The organism is Clostridium sp. ZBS2, from assembly GCF_023845855.1.
In the GTDB taxonomy this organism is placed as follows: Bacteria; Bacillota; Clostridia; order Clostridiales; family Clostridiaceae; genus Clostridium; species Clostridium aquiflavi.
Window position 1 is genome coordinate 150376 of the sequence record NZ_JAMQIF010000016.1, and the last position, 23349, is coordinate 173724.

Here is a 23349-nt window from a genome sequence, read left to right on the forward strand (position 1 = left end):
TCTCTAAAGTTCTTTATGAGATTCTTCTATAACCCTTTCTACATCATCAATTTGAAAATTACTTTCTTTTTCATTATCTTTTGTAAAATAGACTAAGTATTCTCGGTTTCCCTCTGGGCCTTTTATTGGAGAATATCCTACCCCTAGGATATTTAAGTTTTCATTTTTAAGGAATTCAATTATTCCATACACTACTTCTTTATGTGTACTAATTTCTCTAACAACGCCTTTTTTACCAACTTTTTCACGACCTGCTTCAAATTGTGGCTTTATTAAAGCTACCACTTCACCAGTATCCTTTAAAAGTCCTAATGTTGCTGGCATTATCTTTTTTAATGATATAAAAGATACATCTATTGATGCAAAATCTAAAGGTTCACCAATATCTTCTAATGTAACATATCTAATATTAGTTCTTTCCATGCATACTACTCTTTCATCAGTTCTTAATTTCCATGCAAACTGACCATATCCTACATCTACTGAATACACTTTCTTTGCTCCATTTTGAAGCATACAATCAGTAAATCCACCAGTAGATGCCCCTATATCCATACATACCTTATCTTCTAAAGATATATCATAGGACTTCATAGCTTTTTCTAGTTTAAGTCCACCTCTACTCACGTATTTAAGTTTTGCGCCTTTATATTCTATGTTAGCATTTATACTTACTTTTTCTCCTGCTTTATCAACTCTTTGACCATCAACAAATACTTTACCTTCCATAATACAAGCCTTAGCTCTATCCCTAGAAGTAATTATACCCTTTTCTACTAAAAGTATATCAAGTCTTTCCTTTTTTTCTGCCATATATTATATTCTCCTTTTAATTATAAAGTTTAAGGATTGTATTACTTATACTTACAGGATCTAATCCATATGTTTTATAAAGTATTTCTACATTTCCTTGTGGGATAAATTCATCATCATATCCTAATAATTTCATATTTCCCTTATAATTTATACAATTTAAATATTCTAGAATAGCTATTCCGAGGCCTCCACATATAATATTATCCTCAATAGTTAAAATATCATATCCTTCTTCTTTTAAATTCTTTAATAAATGTTCATCTATTGGCTTTATAAAAGTTGCATTTATTATCTTAGGATTTATTCCTTTTTCTTTTAGTATTTCCTTTGCTAAAAGTGCATGTTGAAGCATTCTTCCGCTAGCTATAATGCATATCTTATTTCCTTCACTTGCAATTTCCCATTTTCCATAATTTATCTCTTTTAAAGCATCTAAATTACAAACAACATCTTTACCTCTTGGATATCTTATGGCTACAGGTGAATTCCTTTTTATTGCCCATTTTAATAAACTTAAAATTTCTTCTGTACATTTAGGAGCTACTATTGTCATATTAGGCATCATTGACAAATAACTTACATCCATAATTCCTTGATGAGTTTCTCCATCTTCTCCTACTATTCCTGCTCTATCTATAGCAAATATTACAGGTAAGTTTTGAATGCACACATCATGTATTACCTGATCAAATCCTCTTTGTAAAAAAGTAGAATATACTGCAAATACAGGCTTTAATCCATTAGCTGCCATTCCTGCTGCTAATGTTACTGCATGTTGTTCTGCTATTCCAACATCAAAAAATCTTTCTGGATAAGTAGTAGAAAAATCTTTTAGTCCAGTTCCGTCTGGCATAGCTGCTGTTATAGCAACTAGTTCTTTTTCTTCTTTTGCTATATCCATTAATGCATTACCAAAAGCTTTAGAATATGTTTCCTTGCAAGCTTTGTTTGGTTCTTCCTTTTTATCATTACTAGGTGGAATTCCATGATACTTAGATGGACTTTTTTCTGCTAATGAATATCCTCTACCTTTTTGAGTTACTGTGTGTATTATAACAGGACCTTCTATATCTTTAACTTTACTGAAAACTTCGTTCATTGCTTTTATATCATGACCATCAATAGGACCTATATATTTTACTCCCATATTTTCAAAAAACATTGAAGGCACAACTAATTGCTTTATACTATCTTTTACTTTTGACATTTTAGAAATAAGATCTTTTCCTAAATCAGATGAACCAAGAGATGTATTTATATTAGCTTTTAATTTATTATATGTTTGGCCCATTCTTAATTTATTTAAATATCTAGAAAGTCCCCCAACATTAAGTGAAATAGACATTTGGTTATCGTTTAAAATTATCACCATTTTAGTTTTTCTAAAACCAACATCATTTAAAGCTTCTAATGCCATTCCACCTGTTAAAGCTCCATCTCCGATTACAGAAACTACAGTGTACTTTTCTTTCTTTAAATCCCTAGCTCTTGCCATTCCAAGTCCAGCTGATATTGAAGTACTACTATGACCTGTGTCAAAATAATCATACTTGCTTTCATTTCTCTTTGGAAATCCACTTAGACCATCAAACTGTCTAAGATTTTTAAACTCACCTTTTCTACCAGTTAAAATCTTATACACATAACTTTGGTGTCCTACATCCCATACTATTTTATCTTTTTCAAAATCAAAAGATTTCATAAGACTTAAAGTAAGCTCTACAACACCTAAGTTAGATGATAAATGTCCCCCTGTTTTGGAAACACTTTCTATTAAAAATCGCCTTATTTCTTTGCTTAATCTCTCTGTATCACTATCACTCAAATTATTTAAATCTTTTGGAAAATTTAAACTATCTAATAATGATTTCATAATAACCATTCCCTTTTTTAATTTAGTCTATTTAAAAGATTATAAGTTAATTCTTTTAATAAACTAGCGTCTACACTTAAGTTATCTAAAATTTTTATACATTCATCAGTTAACATTTTACAAAGCTCTTCACATTTTTCTAATCCATAAACAGTTATAAAATTAGTTTTGTTTAATTCTTTATCTCTATTAGTTGCTTTGCCTAATGTTTCTTCTGTTCCTACTATATCTAATATATCATCTTTTATTTGAAAAGCTAAGCCTAATTTTTTACCATATTCATTTAAAGCTTCTATATCACCACTTGGAACTTTTGCTAAAATACCACCAGCTACTATTGATACTCTTATAAGTTCCCCTGTCTTTTTTTCGTGCATATATTCTAATTCTTCTTTTGATATTTCGCTTCCTTCACTTAATACATCAACAACTTGACCGCCTATCATTCCTTCTGCGCCTGCTGCTTTTGAAATTTCATAAGAAGCTTTTAAAGCACTTTCTCCTAATTCTAATGAACTTTTCATAAGTAAAGTCATAGCTTCATTTAATAATGCATCACCTGCTAAAACTGCAATATTTTCACCGAAAATCTTATGATTTGTTGGTTTACCTCTTCTTAAATCATCATCATCCATGCATGGAAGATCATCATGTATTAAAGAATAAGTATGTATCATTTCAATTGCAGCTGCCATTGGCATTATTTTTTCTATATTATCTTTATATAAAGAATAAGTTAATATAAGTAATGTTGGACGTATTCTTTTTCCACCTATATTTACACTATATCCTGCTGATTCATAAACAGCTTTATTATAAGAACTTCTATTTGTAAAATAATTTTTTAAATAATTATCTATTGCATTTTTTAAATTATCTATCTCCATCTTGACTTTCAAACTCCACTTCTTTCTCTTCCTTAATTACAGATATTTTTCCTTCATATGAATTTAAAGTTTTATAAAGTTTATTTACTAATTTTACTCCATCTTCATAAGATTTCATACCCTCTTCAAGGTTTAAATTATCATCTTCTAAAGTACTCAAAATATCTTGAAGTTTACCAAGCATATCTTCATAGCTTTCTTTCTTTGCCATATAATACTCTCCTTACTTAATAGGTATAAAATTCCCTTTAATTTTTCCATCACTTAAAGAAATACTTATTTCTTTTTTTTCATCTAATTGTGATATTTCTTTAATGATCTTATTATTTTCATCCTCTATTATAGCATATCCTTTATTAAGTACCTTTATAGGATTATTAGCGCTTAATAAATTATTTAATGATTCTATCTTTTGCTTTTCTCTTTTTATTTTTATATCTATTGCAAAATATAATCTATCTTTTAATTTATCAATTTCTAAATATGAGTTTACTATTTTTGACATTGGAGAATGTAATTTTAAAATTCTCTCATTTGACTCTAATCTACTTTTGCAATCTTTTAATTTCTTTTGTATTTCATAATCTAATGATTTTGATATTTCATAAATTCTTGTGTTTATATCACTTAATAGCGGAACTGCTATTTCAGCTGCTTGTGACGGTGTTGCTGCTCTTACATCAGAAACAAAATCTGAAATTGTAAAATCGACTTCATGACCTACTGCTGAAATAATAGGAAGCTTAGAATTAAATATAACTTTTGCAAGTTCTTCTTCATTAAAGTTCCATAATTCTTCTATAGAACCTCCACCTCTTCCAACTATTATTAGATCTATATTTTTCTTCTTATTAAAATATTCAATTCCTGCAATTATTTCTTTATATGCACCGTCACCTTGAACCTTAGCTGGATATAATATTATGTCTACTAATGAGTTTCTTCTTTTAGTTACATTTATTATATCTCTTATTACTGCACCTGTTGATGAGGTTATAACACCTATTCTTTTAGCGTACATAGGGATATTTTTTTTATACTTTTCATCAAAATATCCAGACTTTGATAATTTTTCTTTAAGAGCTTCGAATTTTATAAATAACTCTCCTTGCCCTTCTTTTTTTATCTCATCACAATAAAGTTGAAAACTCCCTGTAGCTGTATAAATAGATGCTCTTCCCTTTACCATAACTTCCATACCATCTTCTAAGGCAATATTTAAAAGACTTGCTTTACTTTTAAACATAACACAATTTACTTTACGATTGTTATCTTTTAAAGAAAAATAAATATGCCCACTGCTATGGAACTTTAAATTAGAAATCTCCCCTTTTACAGAGAGATTATTTAAAATAAAGTCATTATCAATTACTTTTTTTATATAGTTTGTTAGATCTGAAACAGTTAAAGTTTTAATCTTCATATTCCTTTAAAGCCTCACATGAATTTTTTATTAAAAGAGTAGTAGTTAAAGCTCCAACTCCACCTGGTACTGGTGTTACGAAAGAAGCTTTATCTATTACCTTGTCAAAATTAACATCGCCTGTTATTTTACCTTCAAAAGATGAAGTACCTACGTCAATAACTATTGCATTTTCTTTTATGTATTCTTCATCTATAAACTTAGGTTTACCAATTGCTACAACTAATATGTCTGCTTTACTACATACTTCTTTTAAATTTTTTGTTTTAGAATGACATATAGTAACTGTTGCATTTTCATTTAATAAAAGTTGTGCTACTGGCTTTCCTACTATATTACTTCTTCCAAGAACAACTACTTCCTTACCAGTTATATCAATATTAAGACTCTTAATTAAAGTTACAACTGAATTAGGTGTACATGGTAAAAATCCTTTTTCCCCCATATACAATTTACCTTGACTTTCAAATGTAAGACAATCTATATCCTTTTTAACAGATATCTCTTTTATTATCTTTTTTTCGTTTAAATGCTTAGGTAATGGTAATTGAAGCATTATGCCTTGAATATTAACATCTTCATTTAATTTATGAATCTCATTTATAACATATTCATCAGTAACATCTTCTTCTAATATAATCTTTAAAAAATCTATACCTAAAGAATTAGCCACCTTTTCTTGACTTGACATATAATAAATTGATCCCCCATCATTTCCAACTAATATAGATGCAATCTTTGGAATCCTAAGTTTATTATTTTTTCTTTCTTCAACAAAAGTTTTTATTTCTTCTTTTATCTTTAATGCTACTTCTTTTCCGTTTATAATTTGCCCCATTTTTATTTTCGCCCCTTATATTTTATTTTTTTAAGATATTATCTAAAACTCCATTTATAAATGAAACGCTTTTTTCATCTGAATATTTCTTTGTTATTTCTAATGCTTCATTTATTGCAACTCTGTTTGGAATTTCTTCATCATGTAATAATTCATATACAGCTAATCTTAATATACATAAATTAACCTTTGATATTCTATCTATTTTCCAATTACATAAATTCTTTGATATAGCCTCATCTATGTTATGTTTATTATTTTCTACCCCTATTAATATTCTCTTTATGTATGTTATATCTAATTCTTTTATATCACTTTCATAATTGTCTATAAAGTTTTCTAATGTTTCCTCATAATTATCAGTGTTTAATGTCATCCCAAATAATAATTCCATTGCTTTTTCTCTTGATAGTTTTCTATTCATCTGATCCTCCACGTACTTTAAATTCTTCTTAATTCTTGTCATTTTTGTTGAAATTTATTCTCTAAATAATATCTAGCATGGAAACACCCTCTGAAATTCAGAGGGTGAAATTTAGATACTACTTAGATTCAACTTCTTCTTTTTTCGGCATATAAATGTTTTGAACATACACATTTACTGCTTCTACTACTAATCCAGTCATAGCTTCAACCGTTCTTTTTACATTATCTTGAACTTGTGAAACTACCTCCATTATTTTTACACCATACTCGACGCTTAAATTTATATCTATAGTTGCTTTATCATCAAGCAAAGTAACCTTTGTTGACTTCCCTAATGACTTTTTACCCTTTAAAATGCTTGATAAGTTATTTGAGCCCCCTATTTGGTAATCACTAACGCCGTCAATTTCTTGTGCGGCAATGCCTGCAATAACGCTTACTACTTCGTCTGATATTTTTACGATACCAACGTTATCTTCTTTATTCAAACTTTCCATGCTTTTCACCCTCCTAGGTTTTGTAATAACAAAACATGTTAATCTTACGTTTATTATAACAAATATGATTTAACATTACAATTAAACTTATATTATTTTTCAAAGCTATAATTATGTTATTTTTGAACTTGTATTACTACATCTTTTATCTTTGATACATTTTGTACTATTTCTTGAATGGCAATGCTATCTTTCTCTTCAAGAGTGTTTGCTGACTTTACTATTACTGTTGCTTTCTTGTCATCAATCATACATAATGCATCTTCATATCCTTTATTTTTTATGTTTAATTCAACTCTTCCTTCATTATCTTTTCTTAAAATTCTTTCTGTCAATTCCTTATTTGCATCTTCCTTCTTTTCCTTAGATGTATTTTCATCTGCTACTAACGCTTTTAAGCTTTGAATTGTTGCACTTTCTTGTTGTTCTCTTTCACTTCTAGATTGAAAGAAGTATTCATTTTGACTTAATGTAGCTTTATCATCATCTGCTTTAGCTACTTCTCCTTTTTCCTCACTTACCCCTACATTTTCTGTTGATAATACTGCACTTAAATCAGTCGGATCGTTTAGTCCTCCCTTATTTAACTTTGCTGCTAACACCCCTACACATAATATTAATGCTAACAAAGTAAAGATTATACCTAATTGTTTCCTTTTCATAATATTTTCCTCCCATCCTTTTTATCTTTTAAATTATATGCTACTTCTTCATCGGATATACATTAACCTTATCCAAAGTTAAGTTATATAATTTTGAAATTGCTTGCTCAATGTTATATTTTGTTTTACTATTTTCTGCACCTTCTGCAACAACAACAGCACCTGTTATTTTTGGTTTATATGTTCTTAAAATAAATGGTTCATTTCCACCGTCTTTACTTGTCATAACAACTGTTGCACCATCATTTTTTTGATTATTAGTTCTCTTTCCTCCTTCAGTATCCGTTTCTTCCGTAGTTGATACTTGAGCATTAGTATCATATGCTGGAATTTTTTCTTCTCCACTTTCAAATGAAATCATTACGTCAACTTCTCCTACCCCCTCCATCTTTTTTAATATATTTTTTAATTCCACCTTTTGATTTTCTTCATATGTTTTTTGATCACCTGAAATAGTCGTTGAAGTGCTTACTTCATTTTCTTTTGGACTTTCTTTTTTGTCTTCTTTATAAATAATGTCATTACTCTTATTTATATATTTATTCTTTGGTAATAATACATTCATGGTCACAAATATAAATGCTAATACTAAGCAAATAGAAATAAGATTGCTTAATTTTTTTTCGCCTAGTATTTTCTTTAGATTATTAGAAAATTTTTTTTTATCCATAAACTCATCTCCTATTCCTCTATTTTATATACTTCTATTTTCTCTTTAGGAATATCTAGCTGTTCACTTATAAATGTCACTATTTCTTTATACTGGCTATTTTGATTCTCTTCATAATATTTATCACTTTTATTAATTATCACCTTTTTAATTTTACTTACTGACTTTTCGCTTATACCTATTTTTATTTTTTTTATATCAAAAATCATGTTATTAAAATTAACTATACATTCAACATCACTTTTAAAGTTTTTATTTGGATATTCAGATTTAAGTAAACTTTCACAATTCTTATTAAAATTTTCTTCAAAAGCTTGTTTTCTTAAATCTCCATCCTTTAACTTATCCTCATCACTACTTTTAATTTCATTTTTATAATTAGAGAATACGTCTTCATAATTACTTATAGACTCATATATACTGTCTTCTCCATTTGAAATAATTTTCACTATTGGATTTAATATTATGGTTATTAAAACTAACCCTAATATAAACTTTAGATATTTTTTCATACCATTATTAGGGCTTATAAGTTCTATTGCCGTTATAAATATAAGTGCAGTAACTAAGGTTGTTACGAGTTCCTTTAACAAATGCATGTCTTATCCTCCCACTATAAACAGCCCTGAGGATGCAACAAGAGCTATTAAAATAAAAAACATTAAACTTACGCTTAAAACACATGATATAATTAACGTCATTGAATTTCCTGCTGCCGCCACTGAATTAGTTATTCTAGAATCACTTATTGGTTCTATTAACGCTGCAGCTAATTTATATATCACTGTCATAAGTACTAATTTTATTATTGGGTATAAAAGCATTAATACTATAATTAATAGTCCTACTGAACTTATTGCATTTTTAATTATTAATGAATATCCTGCAATAGAAGCAATAGCATCAGAAAATGTCTTTCCTACTATAGGTATGAAATTATCAACCGCAAATTTAGTAGTTTTTAACGTAACTGCATCTATTGTTTTTGATGTAATTCCTCTTACTGTTAAAACACCAATAAAAACAGTTATTATTATTCCTTGCATCCATAAAGTACACTGTTTTAAAAGTTTACAAAGATTCGTAATCTTATGATCATTAGATAAATTATTTGCAAACTCTAATACAAACCCCATTAATATAAGTGGAATTATAATATTAGAATAAATTCTCGGTATAAACACTACAGCTGCTAAAATAATAGGGTCTAATGTTGCTGCCTGAGTTAATCCTCCTACCATAGCTATCATTGTTATAAGCACCGGTAATAATGCAGCCATAAAATCAGAGATATTTAATATAACTTCTTTTGCAACACCTATAGATATAATAAAACTCTTTGAAAGAATCATTATTATCAACGCATAACATGCATAAAAAGCTATTTCCGATACATTGTCATTTGAAAATGCATCTTGTAAATTTTTAATTAGTGAACAGATTATAACTATTGTAACTATTGATATTATAAGTTTTAATACACTTCTAACTTCCTTAAATAATATACTCGTTAATGCCTTGCTCAAGGATTTTATATTAAAATCACCTTCACCATTTTTAATGTATTCCTTGATATATTGAATGGGATCTAGATCATTCATGAGCTCTACATTATTTTTCATTTTATTTATATACTCATATAAATTATTTATTTGTTTTTGTGTACTATCATCTAAACTATCTATTGTGATTTCATCCATTATAGATTCACTTTTATTATCATGAGAATTACTGCTTGTACTTAAGTTATTTTGTTCAAAAGCATATACTGATTTTTCTGGTATAAAGATACAATTTAATACAGAAATAACAATAATACTTATCAAAAAAAATATTGTACATCTTTTTATTATCTTCATATCTATTTCACCTACATTATCTGTAGTATAGAATTTAATACAGCCATAAGAATTGGAATTGCTAATACTAAAATCATTATTTTTCCTGAAAACTCTACTTTAGTTGCTATACTTGAAGCTCCAGCATCTTTACATAATTCACTTGTAAATGAAGCTAAATAAGCAATTGCTAAAATTTTTAGGATAACTCCAATATAAAATGTATCTATATTAGCTCTATCTGCTACAGTTTTTAAAAATGTAATTATTTCTTGTACTTGACCTATCATAAAAAATAATATTAAAGTACCAACTGTTAAAGAAATAAATGTAGTCATTTCAGATTTGCTATTTTTAAAAATTAAAGTTAGAAACAAACCAACAAAGGCTAAGGCTATAACTTTTACTATTAACATAAAATCACCTACATTACGAACATAGTTTTTACTGTGTTAAACAAGTCTCCAATAAGAGAAACTATCATTAATAAGAGTATTACAGTACCTGCAATATTAGTTATAGCTGCAACATCACCTTTTCCACTACTTGTTAATACCTTATCGAGTATCACAAGTAATATTCCTGCCCCTCCAATTTTAAAAAGAATGCTTATATCGTGCATAATAAATTCACCACCTAAATTAAAAATATTGTAATCATAGCACCAATGCATATCCCTAAATATCTATATACTTTTATATTTTTTTTAGATTCCTCTTCTGCCTCTTTTAAATTGCTCCTTATATTTTCTATTACTAAATTAAAAATTTTTTCTTGGCCATAAAGTCCAGATTCTCCTAAAGACTTTATGAAATCTATTAAAAAATTTTTATCACTATCTGATAAATAAAACTCTTCTTCTAAAAAAATATATTCACTACTAAAAGCACTATATACACTTTCTGCTTCACCTTCACATAACTTTTCATTTACATTACCTATTAGAGTATTTAATGGTTTAATTGTCTTTTTCTGAATATTACTTAATGCTTCTGGCAAAGGTGTACTTCCATATAAAATTTCATTTTGCAATATTATTAAATTTTTTAAAATTTCCTTAAGTTGAATGTATCTTTTTCTAAAAGTTTCACCATATAAAAAGCCAATATAAGAAATAGTTAAAAATAGCATAAAGATAAGTACTAATTTAAGCATATTTTTTCTTCTCCTCTTAATTTATAAACTTTTTCTATAGTGCCTACCCCTTGTCTTGAACTTAAAATAATAGCTCTTTCAAGTATTTGATTATCAATAAGTTCCTTAAATACTTTACGTTTATAAATATCCTCAATTGTAAATCCATGAATACTTGTAATTATATTTACTCCAGAATTAAATGCCATAATTAATGCTTCAATATCTCCTTTAGTGCCAATTTCATCACAAATTAATACCTCTGGTGATAAACTTCTTATTGACATAATCATTCCTTCTTTTTTCAAACAATTATCTAAAATATCTGTTCTAATTCCTAAATCACTTTGAGGAACTCCAAAGTAACAAGCTCCAATTTCACTTCTTTCATCAATTACAGAAACCTTTTTACCATTTAAACCTAATAATTTCATTCCATTTGATATGTTTCTAGATATATCTCTTAAAATTGTTGTCTTTCCACATTTAGGTGGAGAAATAATTATTGTATTATAAATCCTATCTCCACTAACTATATATTTCATAATTTTATTTGAACATCCTATAACTTCTCTGCAAAATCTAACATTTATAGATGATATATTTCTAATAGTTTTTACTTCACCATTGCACATAACACATTCGCCAGCAATACCTATTCTATGTCCACCTTTAATTGTTATAAAACCTTGTTTTATATCTTCTTCATAAGCATATAGTGAATAATTAGATATTTTTTGTATTATTGATTTCATCTCTTCCTTTGATGGATTATATGCTACAATTGATTCTCCTTTATTAGAATAAACTATAATGGGTTTATCTATTTTTATCCTTATTTCATAAAGTTGTTCTAGTTTACATTTATCTTTAAGTACATTAAATATATTACTTGGAAATATATTTAAGAAATCACTATCATCTTTCATCTCACTTCCTCCTCTAATGTTTTTCTTAGTTATTAATATTTATATAAAAATTAAAATATTACTGTTAAATAAAAAAAGATATGTAAAATTAAATTACATACCTTTAAAATCATATGAAAAATTGTGTTTAAAATACTATATGCATCGTATTATATATACATAAACTTTAAATTTAGATATATATTTCTTTATAAAAAAATTGCCAAGGCGACTTTTGTAACGCAGATTCTTTTAGCCATGTACCCTTTCCAAACACAATGATGTAATAATGGTGTGGCATAAGATTTTTATAATTTCCTAAAAAATAAAAAAAGCCATAGTAAAACTATGGACATTAAATATTTAGCCTTTAATATTCTTATTGCAATATGGACATGGAATTTCATTATTATTTTTTAAAGTTGATTGTTCTGCAAAAACTGTATTGCCACAATGGCAACAAGTAGCTTCTACATATTCATCTTCTAATTCATTTAGTTCATCTATTGATACTTCTTCAAAAAGTTCCTCTTGAAGACCACTTAAGTCATCATCCATAAATCTAATGTTTTCTTCTATAGTTTCTTGATTTACAGTTAATTCTTCAATTTTACTATCCATAGTTTCTAAAATTGATACTATTGATGAAAAATAGTTTTTATATTCTTCACTTTCAATATTAGATAAATTTAACTTTAACTCATTAATTTGATTCCTTAGTTTTTCCATGTTTCCCACTTCCTTTTATAAATAAAGTTGCTAAGAAATAACTTAGCAACTTTATTTAGTATTAAAACCTTAAATACATACAGAGCTTAAACTCTTTCCATGTATTCTCCTGTTCTAGTATCTATTCTTATAACATCGCCATCGTTAACAAACATTGGAACATTAACTATTGCTCCTGTTTCAACTGTAGCTGGCTTTAATGAGTTTGTAGCTGTATTACCTTTAACACCTGGTTCAGTATATGTTATTTGTAATTCAACAAAATTTGGTGCTTCTACTGAGAAAGCACTTCCTTTAAAGAATTTTATAACTGCAAACATATTTTCTTTTAAGAATTTTATTGCATCTTCAACCTTTTCAGCATTTAAAGGAATTTGTTCAAAAGTTTCTTGATCCATGAAGTAATATAATTCTCCATCTGAATAAAGATATTGCATTTCTTTTCTTTCTATTACAGCTTCTTGTAATTTTTCAGTTGGATTAAATGTTCTATCTACAACTCCTCCTGAAATTACGTTTCTAAGCTTAGTTCTTACGAAGGCAGCTCCTTTACCTGGTTTTACATGTAAAAAATCTGTAACTGTAAACACTTGTCCATCGAACTCAAAAGTTACACCTTTTCTTAAGTCTCCTGCTGATATCATTAAATATCCCTCCAAAATTTATAAAATAATTACAATCTAAATTAATATTTATATACTAAAGTTCAATTGTTGTAAACTTCGACATAACAATGATATTTTATCAAAAGAAAGAAATAATTGCAATTATTTCTCTCTACTTTAAATAAAAAAAGTCTACAAAATAATCATAAATAGCATAAAAATATTTTAAATCACATCTTTATATTGTTTTTACTTAATTCTATTATCAATGAACCACTGTCTTTATTATGCTCAATTTTATAATTCTTTATAGCATAATTTCTTAACTTAGATAAGCTTTCTAAAATCTCCTCTTTTTCACCTTCTATTTTTAAAGATACAATCCAATTGCCATCTTGTTGCTTTGCTCCTTCTAAAAGTTCAATATTATCAAAATCTTTAAACTCAGAGCTTATATTAGATATATTTTTATAGTCGTTTATAGTTACACTTTCTTTATATGACTCTTCTTTTTTTATAGTTAAATTAAATTTGTTTGTAGTATATAAAATCATACTTTGAAAACAAGACATAATAATTAGAATTATAGCTAATACTTTATTTCCTTTCATTGTTCAATTCTACTCCTAATATATAATTAGTATTGTCATTATTTATATTTTTTATATTAATATCACTATCTATTTTTTCTATTGCATCCATTGCATTTATTTTAAATTGTCCACCATCTTTATCTACGCATGCGCTTTCAATCTCATCTAAAAATATATTATTAATCCAACTTACTATATCATCACAATCAACACTACTTTCTTCAACTTCAATTTTATTATTATCAGCATTATTTATTAAATTTGATTTATTTTCTCTAAAAATATATATATTTTTAAATGTCATTGGTAACAGAATAAGGTTTACTATTATAAATAAAAATTTTATTCTTTTTATGCTTTCTACTTCTTTTTGAATTTTCAAATCATAAAATTTTTTTGGAATGAAGTTCTCGTTTCTTATATATTTTTTCATATAATACATCCTCGCAATTAACATTCATTATTTTTATTTCTTTATTGGCATTATCAAAGGTAATTATATCTTTATTTTTTATGTTTTTATCTATATAAAAAATACTTTCTTTATTTTCGCATAAACTCTCAAAATTATTTATTCTATTAATTAAATTATCAAGTTCATTTTCAACAAAGGCACGATTAAACTTTCCATTTACCAATTCAATGTAATAGTAAAATCCATAAAAATAAACTATACAATTAGAATTTAATGCATTTTTCCCTAATAAATTTACAATTATATCTTTAATAATAAATTGAACTGGAATAACCTTTATGTTGCTGGACCCTTTAGATAATATTTCTAATCTCTTTCCACCTTTTATAGAATAAATTGATACTAATCCATTTTTCTTATCATAATCATAATGGTATAATATATCCTCATTCTTGTGGAATTCTTTATTTAACTTAAATTCAACATATTCATATATGTGTGATTTTTTTATATTTTCAGTAAAGTGTCTTGAATATAATTCTTCTTCAATTATTATGAATTCTCTATTTTTACTCATTAATTTTTCAATTTCTTCAAACTGTTCAAATAAGTATTCTTTATCCTTATATATAAAGGCATGTTTTTTCATAATTAAAACTGATTTTTTCATAATCCACTTCCTTAATACTTTAAATCTTTTTTAAATTATTAACTTTTTTTATTTTTCACTATTCATATCTATATTTCTATATATTGGAATTAAAAATATTTTATTTCCATCAAATATATATTTTAATTCTCTACATATGTTCTTTTCTGTTAATAAATAAAATTTATCTTTTTCTATTTTGTACTTTAGTTCATTAGTATCATTTTTTATATTAAAATTTTCAATAAAGATTTCTTCATTCTTCATTTTGTTTAATTCTTTATTAAAGTTTAGTAATGCTTTCTCTTCATTTTGTAATAAGCTATATCTGTCTCCATCATTATTGTATAGATATGACATCTCATTATTATTTTTCATAACTATAAAACTACAGCTACTTATAAGCATAACTATTGAAAATGCTAAAAGTGTACTTATAATAATATTTCCTTTACTTTTTATATACATCTAATAAATTCCCTTCCACTTTTATCAATTATCTTTAAATAGATTAATTTATCTTTTTGTATCACCTTAAAATCTTTAACTTCTTTAAGTAATATATTAGGGGATATTCTTCCTGGGTACTTTGCACCTAATGATTCTTTATCACTTCTAATATTCTTACTTATCAAAACATTATCTTTGTCCCTATAAAGGATTAAATATGTTTCACCAAATTCTATATCTCTTATTATGTCTTTTTGCAATATTGAATCTAGATTTATATAAAAGTTTTGCATTTTATTATATACTCTACTGATTTCTTGATTTTGTATATATACTTTATAACTATCAAAAATTAAGTTAGTTGATATAAGAAATATTATTGTTGTAAAAAAAATATACACCATTGATTCTATAATGGTAAATCCATTTGAATTTTTACTTATCATTCTTTTATTTCTAAACATACTCCATCCACCACATTTTTATAAAACTTTCTTCTATATCAACTTGAATATTGTCTTTATTAATAAGTCCTTTAATTAAAATTTCAAGTTTATAATCATCTTCTTTAAGTTTAGAGATTTTAATATCATTTCCTTTTGTTAAATCCAAAATTTCTGTATTAGTTAACTCTTCAAAAAAGTTTTCATCAAAACTTAATGTTAACGGTTCTTTATTTAGTGTGTCTTTTAGTTTATTCATTTTAGTATTATATTTTAATTCATTGGTAATATTATATATTGCTCTATTTAGCTCTTCTCTTAACATTCTTTCTTTTAATATACGATTATTATGAATATAAGTACTTATTGAGAAGATTATAATTAAACTCAACATAAATAATGCTGCAATAGCTTCTATTAAAATACTTCCTTTACTTTTCAATCTTATTTCCTTTCTAAAAATTTATATACTTTTAAAAGCCACTAATATTAATAGGATCAATCCCTGTTGCTATAGTAACCTTATATATATTATTTTTATTATCTTGAAACACTATAGTTTTTCCTTGCTTTATGTGACCATTGGATCTTACTTGTATACAATCATTTTTACTAATGATTCTTATCTTTCTTGGTAAAACAACTTGTTTTACTGTTGTTAGGCCATCTTTTCCAAATAAAATTCTATTTCGTATATTATCTATTTGAATTTCACCACTTTTCTTATTCTTCTTACAATAAGCTTTACTATAAGATAATAAATTTTCTACATCATAAAGAGCTGATTTGCTTTCTATATCATTTGAAATGGTAGAATGTATATCTTTTACTGATAAAGTTAAAGAAAATATTATTAAAATTATTGATAAACTTGCTACGACTTCTATTAAGGTAAATCCCTTTTTCTTCATTTAATCGCTCCTATTTTTAAGCTATCAAATAAAGGAAGAATAAAAATCATAAAAAATACTGTAATAACTATTGATATAAATATTATAAGAAATGGTTGTAATAAACTTAAGTATTTATTAATTGTTCTAATTAAAGATTCTTCTAACGTTAAACTTAGTTCTTTTAAAGCTTCTCCTATAGATCCACTTTCTTCCCTTACCTTTATTACAGCAATTGTATATTTAGAAAATATATTTGTGTCAGTTATTGCTTCACTTAATGTACTTCCTTTTAATATATCTTCATTAATTTTATTAAGTTTGTCACTTATATAATTAAAATTCATACTATCTGAACAATACCTGAGTCCATACGAAATATTCATTCCACTATTAACAATAATAGATAATATAAATACAATTACATACTCTAAAAACTTGTTAAAAATCTTGAAATTACTTAATAAACTTACATATCTTTTGTCTATTAATCTCCTTATACTTATGAATGGTATAAAAACTCCCCAGCATAGAAAAGATATAAAATTTAAAAGTGGATTTTCTTTTATATAATTACTTAATTCATATATTTTTTCACAACTAAAAGGTGGTTTTATTCCTATTGATAAATAAATACTATGAAAATTAGGTATAACTACTAAAGTTAAAAATACCATTAGTGCTAATATGCTTATCATTAATATCATTGGATATGTTAATGAACTTATAATATATTTATTTATAAAAGCTCTTTTTCCATAGTAATTTTTTAGCGTTTTTAAAGCTTCATATAGCTTTCCTGAATTTTCTCCTATAGATATTATTCCTATAAAAAACTTAGGATATAATTCTCTTTTTTCATCGAAAGCGTTAGATAATGTCATTCCATTTTCTATGTTTTTAACAATATCACTAATACTTCTTTTGTACTCTTTAGTTAATGTAACTTCTTTTATTAAATTTAAAGATTCATTTATTTTTATTCCATCTTTATATAATTGTGCTAAGCTTCCAGATATTAAACTTAATTCATTGTAGTTTATTTTCTTGTACCTTTTGTTAAGAAAACAATTTATTTTCTTAAAGATACTCATTTAATCCTTCTCCTTTCATAAATCTTACATAATCTTCATAGGATATTTGTCCTCTCTTTAATAACTTTTCTAAATCATCTTTCATTCCAATATTAGATAAACAGTACTTGTCTTTATAAATATCGACTTCATCATATTCCTTATCTAAAAAATATACAGCACTTATAAGTTTTCTTGATTCATATCCAGAATAATTACATTTTGAACAACCAGTTTTTTTATATAATTTAATTCCTTTATAATCATTTTTAATATCTTCCTTTTTACAATTTTCACATAGTATTTTTATTAATCTTTGAGATATTATTCCCACAATTGAATCTCTAAGTAAGTAAGGTTTTACCCCCATATCCTCAAGTCTAAAAAAGACTTCTCTTGGTGTTGATGTATGAATAGTGGTGTACACTTTATGCCCTGTTATCGATGCTCTTACAGACATAGATGCTGTCTCTTCATCTCTAACCTCTCCAACCATAATAACGTCTGGATCTTGCCTTAATATGTTTTTTAAACCATTTGAAAAATTTATATCTAATTTCTTATTTAAGCTCATTTGATTGATATTTGGAATGATTGCTTCCACTGGGTCTTCTAGAGTTGTTATATTAATATCTTCTTTATTGATTTCTTTCAATATAGTATACAGAGTTGTCGATTTCCCGCTTCCAGTTGGTCCATTAACTAAAACTAGACCTTTCTTTAATGACATAATCTTTCTTATTAATTCTATTTTTTCTTTTGAAAAATATAGATCTTCTAATTTATAATTAAAATTTTCGCTATATAGTATTCTTATAACTATTTTTTCACCATAAACTACAGGAATAGATGAAACTCTTAAATCATAATTATTATTGTTATAATTTATAAGTATTTTTCCATCTTGTAGTTTTCTCCTTTCTGATATATCCATATTAGCTTTAAGTTTTATTTTTGAAGCTAAAGTTAGGTATTCAGATAAAAGCATTTTGTGAACTAAAATTAATCCACCATTAATTCTATATCTTATATCTACTTCTTTTTCGCATGGTTCAAAATGTATATCACTAGCATTCCTTAAAATAGCATTATAAATCAAAGTATTTTCTATATCTTCATCTTCTACTTTAAATATAATATCTCTTAAATAGTCATAATTTTGTTTACTTATTTCTTTTAAGACAATTTTATTATTATAAATAAACCTTAAGTATTCTTCTGCTTCATCTTTTATTTCATGTCCCAATACAATAGTTGTACTTTTTTCTTGTTTTATAGGAATAACTTTATATTTGTCAGATATCTTTTTACTTATCCTTCTTGAAATGCTCACATCTACATCTCTAATTTTATATTCAATTATATTTATACCTCCCTTCATCATTATTAAGTACTATACCCTCTTAATGTAAATATATTCAAAAAATAGTAAAAACGCTAAAATCAAAGAGGTTACTCTCTAATTTCAGCGTTTTAATTTATTCATTAAATTTTATAAAATCATAATCATTAGCTTTATCTGATACTAAGCTTATTGTCTTATCCTCAGAGCAACTGTATACAGCTTTCTTTTTTGAACTATTATCTTTACCTATAAATAAAATCTCTCCATTTTCACCAATGCTTAATCCCTTACCTACTTCTACTATTGAAGGAAAGTCAAATACTACTCTTTGCACCTTATTTCCATTCACTTTATAAAGGGACTCCTTATCATTATAAGCTTTTCCAACAAAATATATTTCATCATTCTTAATTATAACATCCTGTAATAACTCAATTTTATCAGTTAATAATACTACTTCATTATTAGATTTATTAAGCATCATCAGCTCTTTATTATTATCAAAATCTATTTGTAAAAAGATAATATTTTCTTTTGAAGATTTTATAAATCCTAGATATCCTTCATCTATTTTATAAATAAGATTTTCTTTATTGTTATCTAAATCATATGTGAAAACTCCATTTATACCATCACTACTGATTCCATAATAGAGAATGATATTTTCATCATACCAGTCATATAAAACACCTGACACAGATACTTTAGAATTAATTTTCATTTCTTTGTTTTTATCTGTTTCAAATACTTTTAAATGTAAACCTTCATCTTCTATAAAGTATGATATATATTTTCCATTAGGGGATATTTTTATGTCTGTAAATTCTCTATCTTTTACTTCATTTTTTTCTCCGTTATGTACAATATAATATTTTTTATCTTCACTGTATATATAATTAGAACTTGATTTGTCATAAGCTACTACTGCTTTATTTGGTTCGTATAATTTATATTCATCTTCTTTGTAATTATATAAGTTATACTTATCTTCTTCATATTTTAATATTGTACCTTGGTTAATTTGTAATTCCTCTGCTACGCTAATAGGTTCAGCATTCTTAGATGAACATCCTAGCATCAGCAGAGGTAGAACAATCAATACTAAAATACTCATTTTTTTCTTTTTTAACACGTTCATTTTTATCCCCTCAATTAATTTATCACTATAAAATAATATTTCCTTTACAAATAAATTCTGCTGGCCCACTCATATATACTCCATCTTCTAGAACTTCTATTATAAGATTTCCACCTGGAGCTTTTACAAATATCTTTTCTCCACTTACATAGCCTAATTCCTTTGCAACTACAGCTGAAGCGCAGCATCCAGTACCACAAGCAAGCGTTGCTCCAGCACCTCTTTCCCATGTATTTACACGTATATGATTTTTATCATTAACCTTTACAAAATTAACATTAGTTCCTTCTTTAAATAAAGAGAATTTTTCTATCTTTTCTCCCTTTTCAACCTCATATTCCTGATTCTTTTCAAAAATAACAGTATGGGGGACACCCATTAGTAAAGTTGTCAGATTATATTTTTCTTTATCTATAACAACTTCTTTATCAATTAATTCTTCTAAATTATTTAATGGTATATCTTTTCCATCAAAGGATGGTTTTCCCATATACACTTTTACATATTCTACTTTATCATCTCTTAGTATTAATTCTATTTCCTTAATGCCATCTCCTGTTTCAACTGGAAACTTAATACTATCTATGATTTTATTTTCATAAATATACTTTCCAAAACATCTTATTGCATTTCCACACATATTTGCTCTAGAACCATCAGAATTTATAATAACCATTTTAGCTGTTGAATTTTTTGATTTTCTAACAATAATTAAACCATCAGCTCCAATTCCAAAATGTCTATTACAAACTTTTTGTGCTAAATCACATTCATCTTTAATTTCATAATTAAAGTCTTCAATAAAAATAAAATCATTTCCTGCTCCATGCATTTTATAAAATTCCATTTTAGTATCTCCCCCAATCTATTTTCATTTTACTTAAATAAATATTAACAATTTAACTTAATGCCCCAATAGAATTTGAACTTGCCTTATACTAAATTATTAATAATATCTTAAAATATAACGTTAAATTTTTTAATTTTTATGAATAAAATATAATTGCTTTGCTATGTAATATCAATATTTGATAATAAAGCAATTATAATGTTATACTATCTTAAAGGCATTATTTTTTTGCCTAGTCGCACTAAGAAAGGACGAATTACAATGGCACTAGACGGTATCTACTTATATAGTTTAGTTAATGATTTAAAAAAATCAATATTAGATTCTAAAATAGATAAAATAAATCAACCTGAAAAAGATGAAATAATCTTAACATTAAGAAAAGAACGTAAAAATTTAAAGCTTTTAATATCAGCATCTCCAAGATTTGCTAGAATTCATTTAACTAATTCAACTAAAAGCAATCCTATAAAAGCACCAATGTACTTAATGGTGTTACGTAAATACTTATTAGGTGGTAGAATTACTAAATTGACTCAAAAAAATAATGATAGAGTTTTAGTAATTGATATAGAAAATCGTGATGAATTAGGCTTCAATAGCATTTATTCACTTATAATTGAAATTATGGGCCGACATTCTAATATCACATTAGTTAGAAATAGAGATAATAAGGTTATGGAATCAATAAAGCACATAACCCCAGATATTAATACTTTTAGAGTTCTCTATCCTGGTGTTAATTATGTTTATCCACCAGAATCTAATAAATTAAATCCTTTACTATTTGAATATGAAGATTTTAATAATTTTATATCTACTAATTCAATAATTTTTGATGAGAACTTCTTTTCAAAAACTTTTACAGGTATTAGTAAATTATTGTCTTCAGATTTATATTATAACATTATAAAATCCAATTCATCACCCATTAGAGAAGAAATTTATGAAATTTTTAAGAATTTTATATTAAATCTTGATAAAAATCTTTCTTATAATATTTACACTAATGATAGTGGAGTTTATAAGGACTTTTATTTCTTAAAATTATCTTCTTTAGAATATAATTTTTCTACTATAGAATATAATAATCCTAATATACTTATGGATGATTTCTTTTATAAAAAAGATAAGCAAGATAGACTTCATAATAAATCTATAGATTTACAAAAATTAGTTGTTACAAACATAGATAGATGTAAAAAGAAATCAAAAATTTTACATGAAACTTTAAAAGAATGTGATGAAAAAGAAAAATTGAGAATTAAAGGTGATTTACTAACGTCTTATATATATAGTATAAAAAAAGGTGCTACTAAAGCTTCTCTATTAAATTATTATAGTGAAAAAGAGGAGTATCTAGAAATAAGATTAGATCCTTTTAAGACTCCTTCAGAAAATGTTCAGGCTTATTATAAGAAATATAATAAACTAAAAGTTTCAGAAGAATACGCTAAATCTCAGCTTGATAAAAGTCTCAAAGAAGAAGAGTATTTAAATTCAGTTCTTACTAATATTCAAAATGTAGAAAGCTACGATGAAATAGGCGATATAAAAAATGAACTTGTTGAAACTGGTTATATAAGATTTAAAAAATCTGATAAAAACAATAAAAAGAAGAAAACCTCTAAACCACACCACTTTAAATCTAGTGATGGTATAGATATCTATGTTGGTAAAAATAACTTGCAAAATGATTATTTAAGTTTAAAGTTTGCTAATAAAAATTATCTTTGGTTACATACAAAAGATATTCCTGGTTCTCATGTTATTATTGCTGAATATGAAATACCAGATAAAACTTTAGAAGAAGCTGCAATAATAGCTGCTTATTATAGTAAAGCTAAAAATTCTTCAAAAGTTCCAGTTGACTATACAAAAGTTAAGGAACTTAAAAAACCAAATGGAGCAAAACCTGGAATGGTAATCTACCATACAAATAAAACATTGATAGTAGATCCAAAAGATTTTGATAATCTAAATTTAGAATTATAAATTAAGTTATTCATGGATTGAATTCTTATAATCATATAATTTTCTGGATACTATTTAAAGAGCAAAAGGTATGTGTAATACTTTTTTTAATTAAAGGTAGCTTAATTAATGTTTTGATTAAAAGTCTTCAAAAATTCTACAATTTCATAAACAAAAAAACGATAACCAAAAATTAACTTTGAGTTATCGTTTTTTTACTTAT

30 protein-coding genes are annotated in these 23349 nt (G+C 25.8%); 1 reads left to right on the top strand and 29 read right to left on the bottom strand.

The window, feature by feature from the left end:
• Positions 1–3 precede the first annotated feature (3 nt).
• The 29 genes from NG918_RS10055 to dapF form a co-directional block, all read right to left on the bottom strand.
• Complete coding sequence (locus tag NG918_RS10055) at positions 4–813, bottom strand: TlyA family RNA methyltransferase (protein ID WP_252213393.1); 810 nt, start codon at positions 811–813, stop codon at positions 4–6.
• A gap of 16 nt (positions 814–829) precedes the next feature.
• Positions 830–2689: a 1-deoxy-D-xylulose-5-phosphate synthase gene (gene dxs / locus NG918_RS10060; RefSeq protein WP_252213390.1), complete on the bottom strand. Its 1860-nt coding sequence runs from the start codon at positions 2687–2689 to the stop codon at positions 830–832.
• A 17-nt stretch (positions 2690–2706) separates the two neighbouring features.
• Positions 2707–3576, bottom strand: a complete 870-nt coding sequence (locus tag NG918_RS10065; RefSeq protein ID WP_252213387.1) for a polyprenyl synthetase family protein — start codon at positions 3574–3576, stop codon at positions 2707–2709.
• Complete coding sequence (gene xseB, locus NG918_RS10070) at positions 3563–3787, bottom strand: exodeoxyribonuclease VII small subunit (protein WP_252213384.1); 225 nt, start codon at positions 3785–3787, stop codon at positions 3563–3565. Before xseB ends, NG918_RS10065 begins: the two co-directional genes overlap by 14 nt.
• A 12-nt stretch (positions 3788–3799) precedes the next feature.
• Positions 3800–4999, bottom strand: coding sequence for an exodeoxyribonuclease VII large subunit (xseA, locus tag NG918_RS10075; protein WP_252225994.1), 1200 nt, complete (start codon positions 4997–4999; stop codon positions 3800–3802).
• Positions 4989–5837: a bifunctional methylenetetrahydrofolate dehydrogenase/methenyltetrahydrofolate cyclohydrolase gene (locus NG918_RS10080; protein WP_252225996.1), complete on the bottom strand. Its 849-nt coding sequence runs from the start codon at positions 5835–5837 to the stop codon at positions 4989–4991. Before NG918_RS10080 ends, xseA begins: the two co-directional genes overlap by 11 nt.
• A 22-nt stretch (positions 5838–5859) precedes the next feature.
• The gene (gene nusB, locus NG918_RS10085) at positions 5860–6261 is read right to left on the bottom strand and encodes a transcription antitermination factor NusB (RefSeq protein ID WP_252226005.1); all 402 of its coding nucleotides are present in this window, start codon (positions 6259–6261) and stop codon (positions 5860–5862) included.
• 118 nt (positions 6262–6379) lie between these two features.
• Positions 6380–6760: an Asp23/Gls24 family envelope stress response protein gene (locus tag NG918_RS10090; protein ID WP_252213372.1), complete on the bottom strand. Its 381-nt coding sequence runs from the start codon at positions 6758–6760 to the stop codon at positions 6380–6382.
• A gap of 116 nt (positions 6761–6876) precedes the next feature.
• Positions 6877–7422 (bottom strand): SpoIIIAH-like family protein, encoded by a 546-nt coding sequence (locus NG918_RS10095; protein ID WP_252213369.1) that lies wholly within the window; start codon positions 7420–7422, stop codon positions 6877–6879.
• Positions 7423–7462: 40 nt separating this feature from the next.
• A complete protein-coding gene (spoIIIAG, locus tag NG918_RS10100; protein WP_252226007.1) occupies positions 7463–8092 on the bottom strand; it encodes a stage III sporulation protein AG in 630 nt (209 codons plus the stop codon).
• 11 nt (positions 8093–8103) lie between these two features.
• Positions 8104–8691 carry a stage III sporulation protein AF gene (spoIIIAF, locus tag NG918_RS10105; RefSeq protein WP_252226009.1) on the bottom strand — a complete coding sequence of 196 codons (588 nt, stop codon included), beginning with the start codon at positions 8689–8691 and terminating at the stop codon, positions 8104–8106.
• A gap of 3 nt (positions 8692–8694) precedes the next feature.
• On the bottom strand, positions 8695–9951 hold the full coding sequence (spoIIIAE, locus tag NG918_RS10110) for a stage III sporulation protein AE (protein ID WP_252226011.1): 1257 nt from the start codon (positions 9949–9951) through the stop codon (positions 8695–8697).
• A gap of 11 nt (positions 9952–9962) precedes the next feature.
• Positions 9963–10346 (bottom strand): stage III sporulation protein AD, encoded by a 384-nt coding sequence (spoIIIAD, locus tag NG918_RS10115; RefSeq protein ID WP_252226013.1) that lies wholly within the window; start codon positions 10344–10346, stop codon positions 9963–9965.
• Positions 10347–10354: 8 nt separating this feature from the next.
• Complete coding sequence (gene spoIIIAC / locus NG918_RS10120) at positions 10355–10552, bottom strand: stage III sporulation protein AC (RefSeq protein ID WP_003374374.1); 198 nt, start codon at positions 10550–10552, stop codon at positions 10355–10357.
• 14 nt (positions 10553–10566) lie between these two features.
• Positions 10567–11085 (bottom strand): stage III sporulation protein SpoIIIAB, encoded by a 519-nt coding sequence (spoIIIAB, locus tag NG918_RS10125; RefSeq protein ID WP_252213354.1) that lies wholly within the window; start codon positions 11083–11085, stop codon positions 10567–10569.
• Positions 11073–11993, bottom strand: coding sequence for a stage III sporulation protein AA (spoIIIAA, locus tag NG918_RS10130; protein WP_252226015.1), 921 nt, complete (start codon positions 11991–11993; stop codon positions 11073–11075). Before spoIIIAA ends, spoIIIAB begins: the two co-directional genes overlap by 13 nt.
• 342 nt (positions 11994–12335) lie before the next feature.
• Positions 12336–12701 carry a CD1247 N-terminal domain-containing protein gene (locus NG918_RS10135; RefSeq protein WP_252213349.1) on the bottom strand — a complete coding sequence of 122 codons (366 nt, stop codon included), beginning with the start codon at positions 12699–12701 and terminating at the stop codon, positions 12336–12338.
• 86 nt (positions 12702–12787) lie between these two features.
• Entirely contained in the window at positions 12788–13345 is a 558-nt protein-coding gene (gene efp / locus NG918_RS10140) for an elongation factor P (protein WP_252213346.1), read from the bottom strand.
• 191 nt (positions 13346–13536) lie between these two features.
• Positions 13537–13917, bottom strand: a complete 381-nt coding sequence (locus NG918_RS10145) for a hypothetical protein (RefSeq protein WP_252213343.1) — start codon at positions 13915–13917, stop codon at positions 13537–13539.
• Positions 13904–14332: a hypothetical protein gene (locus tag NG918_RS10150; RefSeq protein WP_252226018.1), complete on the bottom strand. Its 429-nt coding sequence runs from the start codon at positions 14330–14332 to the stop codon at positions 13904–13906. The genes NG918_RS10145 and NG918_RS10150 overlap by 14 nt, the downstream gene beginning before the upstream one ends.
• Positions 14283–14984 (bottom strand): hypothetical protein, encoded by a 702-nt coding sequence (locus tag NG918_RS10155; RefSeq protein ID WP_252226020.1) that lies wholly within the window; start codon positions 14982–14984, stop codon positions 14283–14285. The genes NG918_RS10150 and NG918_RS10155 overlap by 50 nt, the downstream gene beginning before the upstream one ends.
• Before the next feature lie 48 nt (positions 14985–15032).
• Complete coding sequence (locus NG918_RS10160) at positions 15033–15431, bottom strand: hypothetical protein (RefSeq protein WP_252213334.1); 399 nt, start codon at positions 15429–15431, stop codon at positions 15033–15035.
• Entirely contained in the window at positions 15422–15877 is a 456-nt protein-coding gene (locus NG918_RS10165) for a competence type IV pilus minor pilin ComGF (protein WP_252213331.1), read from the bottom strand. The genes NG918_RS10160 and NG918_RS10165 overlap by 10 nt, the downstream gene beginning before the upstream one ends.
• Positions 15870–16298: a hypothetical protein gene (locus tag NG918_RS10170; protein WP_252226023.1), complete on the bottom strand. Its 429-nt coding sequence runs from the start codon at positions 16296–16298 to the stop codon at positions 15870–15872. Before NG918_RS10170 ends, NG918_RS10165 begins: the two co-directional genes overlap by 8 nt.
• Before the next feature lie 31 nt (positions 16299–16329).
• The gene (locus NG918_RS10175; RefSeq protein ID WP_252226025.1) at positions 16330–16767 is read right to left on the bottom strand and encodes a prepilin-type N-terminal cleavage/methylation domain-containing protein; all 438 of its coding nucleotides are present in this window, start codon (positions 16765–16767) and stop codon (positions 16330–16332) included.
• Positions 16764–17840 (bottom strand): type II secretion system F family protein, encoded by a 1077-nt coding sequence (locus NG918_RS10180; protein WP_252213322.1) that lies wholly within the window; start codon positions 17838–17840, stop codon positions 16764–16766. The genes NG918_RS10175 and NG918_RS10180 overlap by 4 nt, the downstream gene beginning before the upstream one ends.
• Positions 17827–19203 (bottom strand): GspE/PulE family protein, encoded by a 1377-nt coding sequence (locus NG918_RS10185; protein WP_252226027.1) that lies wholly within the window; start codon positions 19201–19203, stop codon positions 17827–17829. The genes NG918_RS10180 and NG918_RS10185 overlap by 14 nt, the downstream gene beginning before the upstream one ends.
• Before the next feature lie 94 nt (positions 19204–19297).
• Entirely contained in the window at positions 19298–20302 is a 1005-nt protein-coding gene (locus NG918_RS10190) for a hypothetical protein (RefSeq protein WP_252226029.1), read from the bottom strand.
• A gap of 25 nt (positions 20303–20327) precedes the next feature.
• The gene (gene dapF, locus NG918_RS10195; RefSeq protein ID WP_252226031.1) at positions 20328–21149 is read right to left on the bottom strand and encodes a diaminopimelate epimerase; all 822 of its coding nucleotides are present in this window, start codon (positions 21147–21149) and stop codon (positions 20328–20330) included.
• Between the two features lie 264 nt (positions 21150–21413).
• Here dapF and NG918_RS10200 point away from each other — a divergent pair, with 264 nt between their 5' ends.
• Positions 21414–23147, top strand: coding sequence for an Rqc2 family fibronectin-binding protein (locus NG918_RS10200; protein ID WP_252226033.1), 1734 nt, complete (start codon positions 21414–21416; stop codon positions 23145–23147).
• Positions 23148–23349 lie beyond the last annotated feature (202 nt).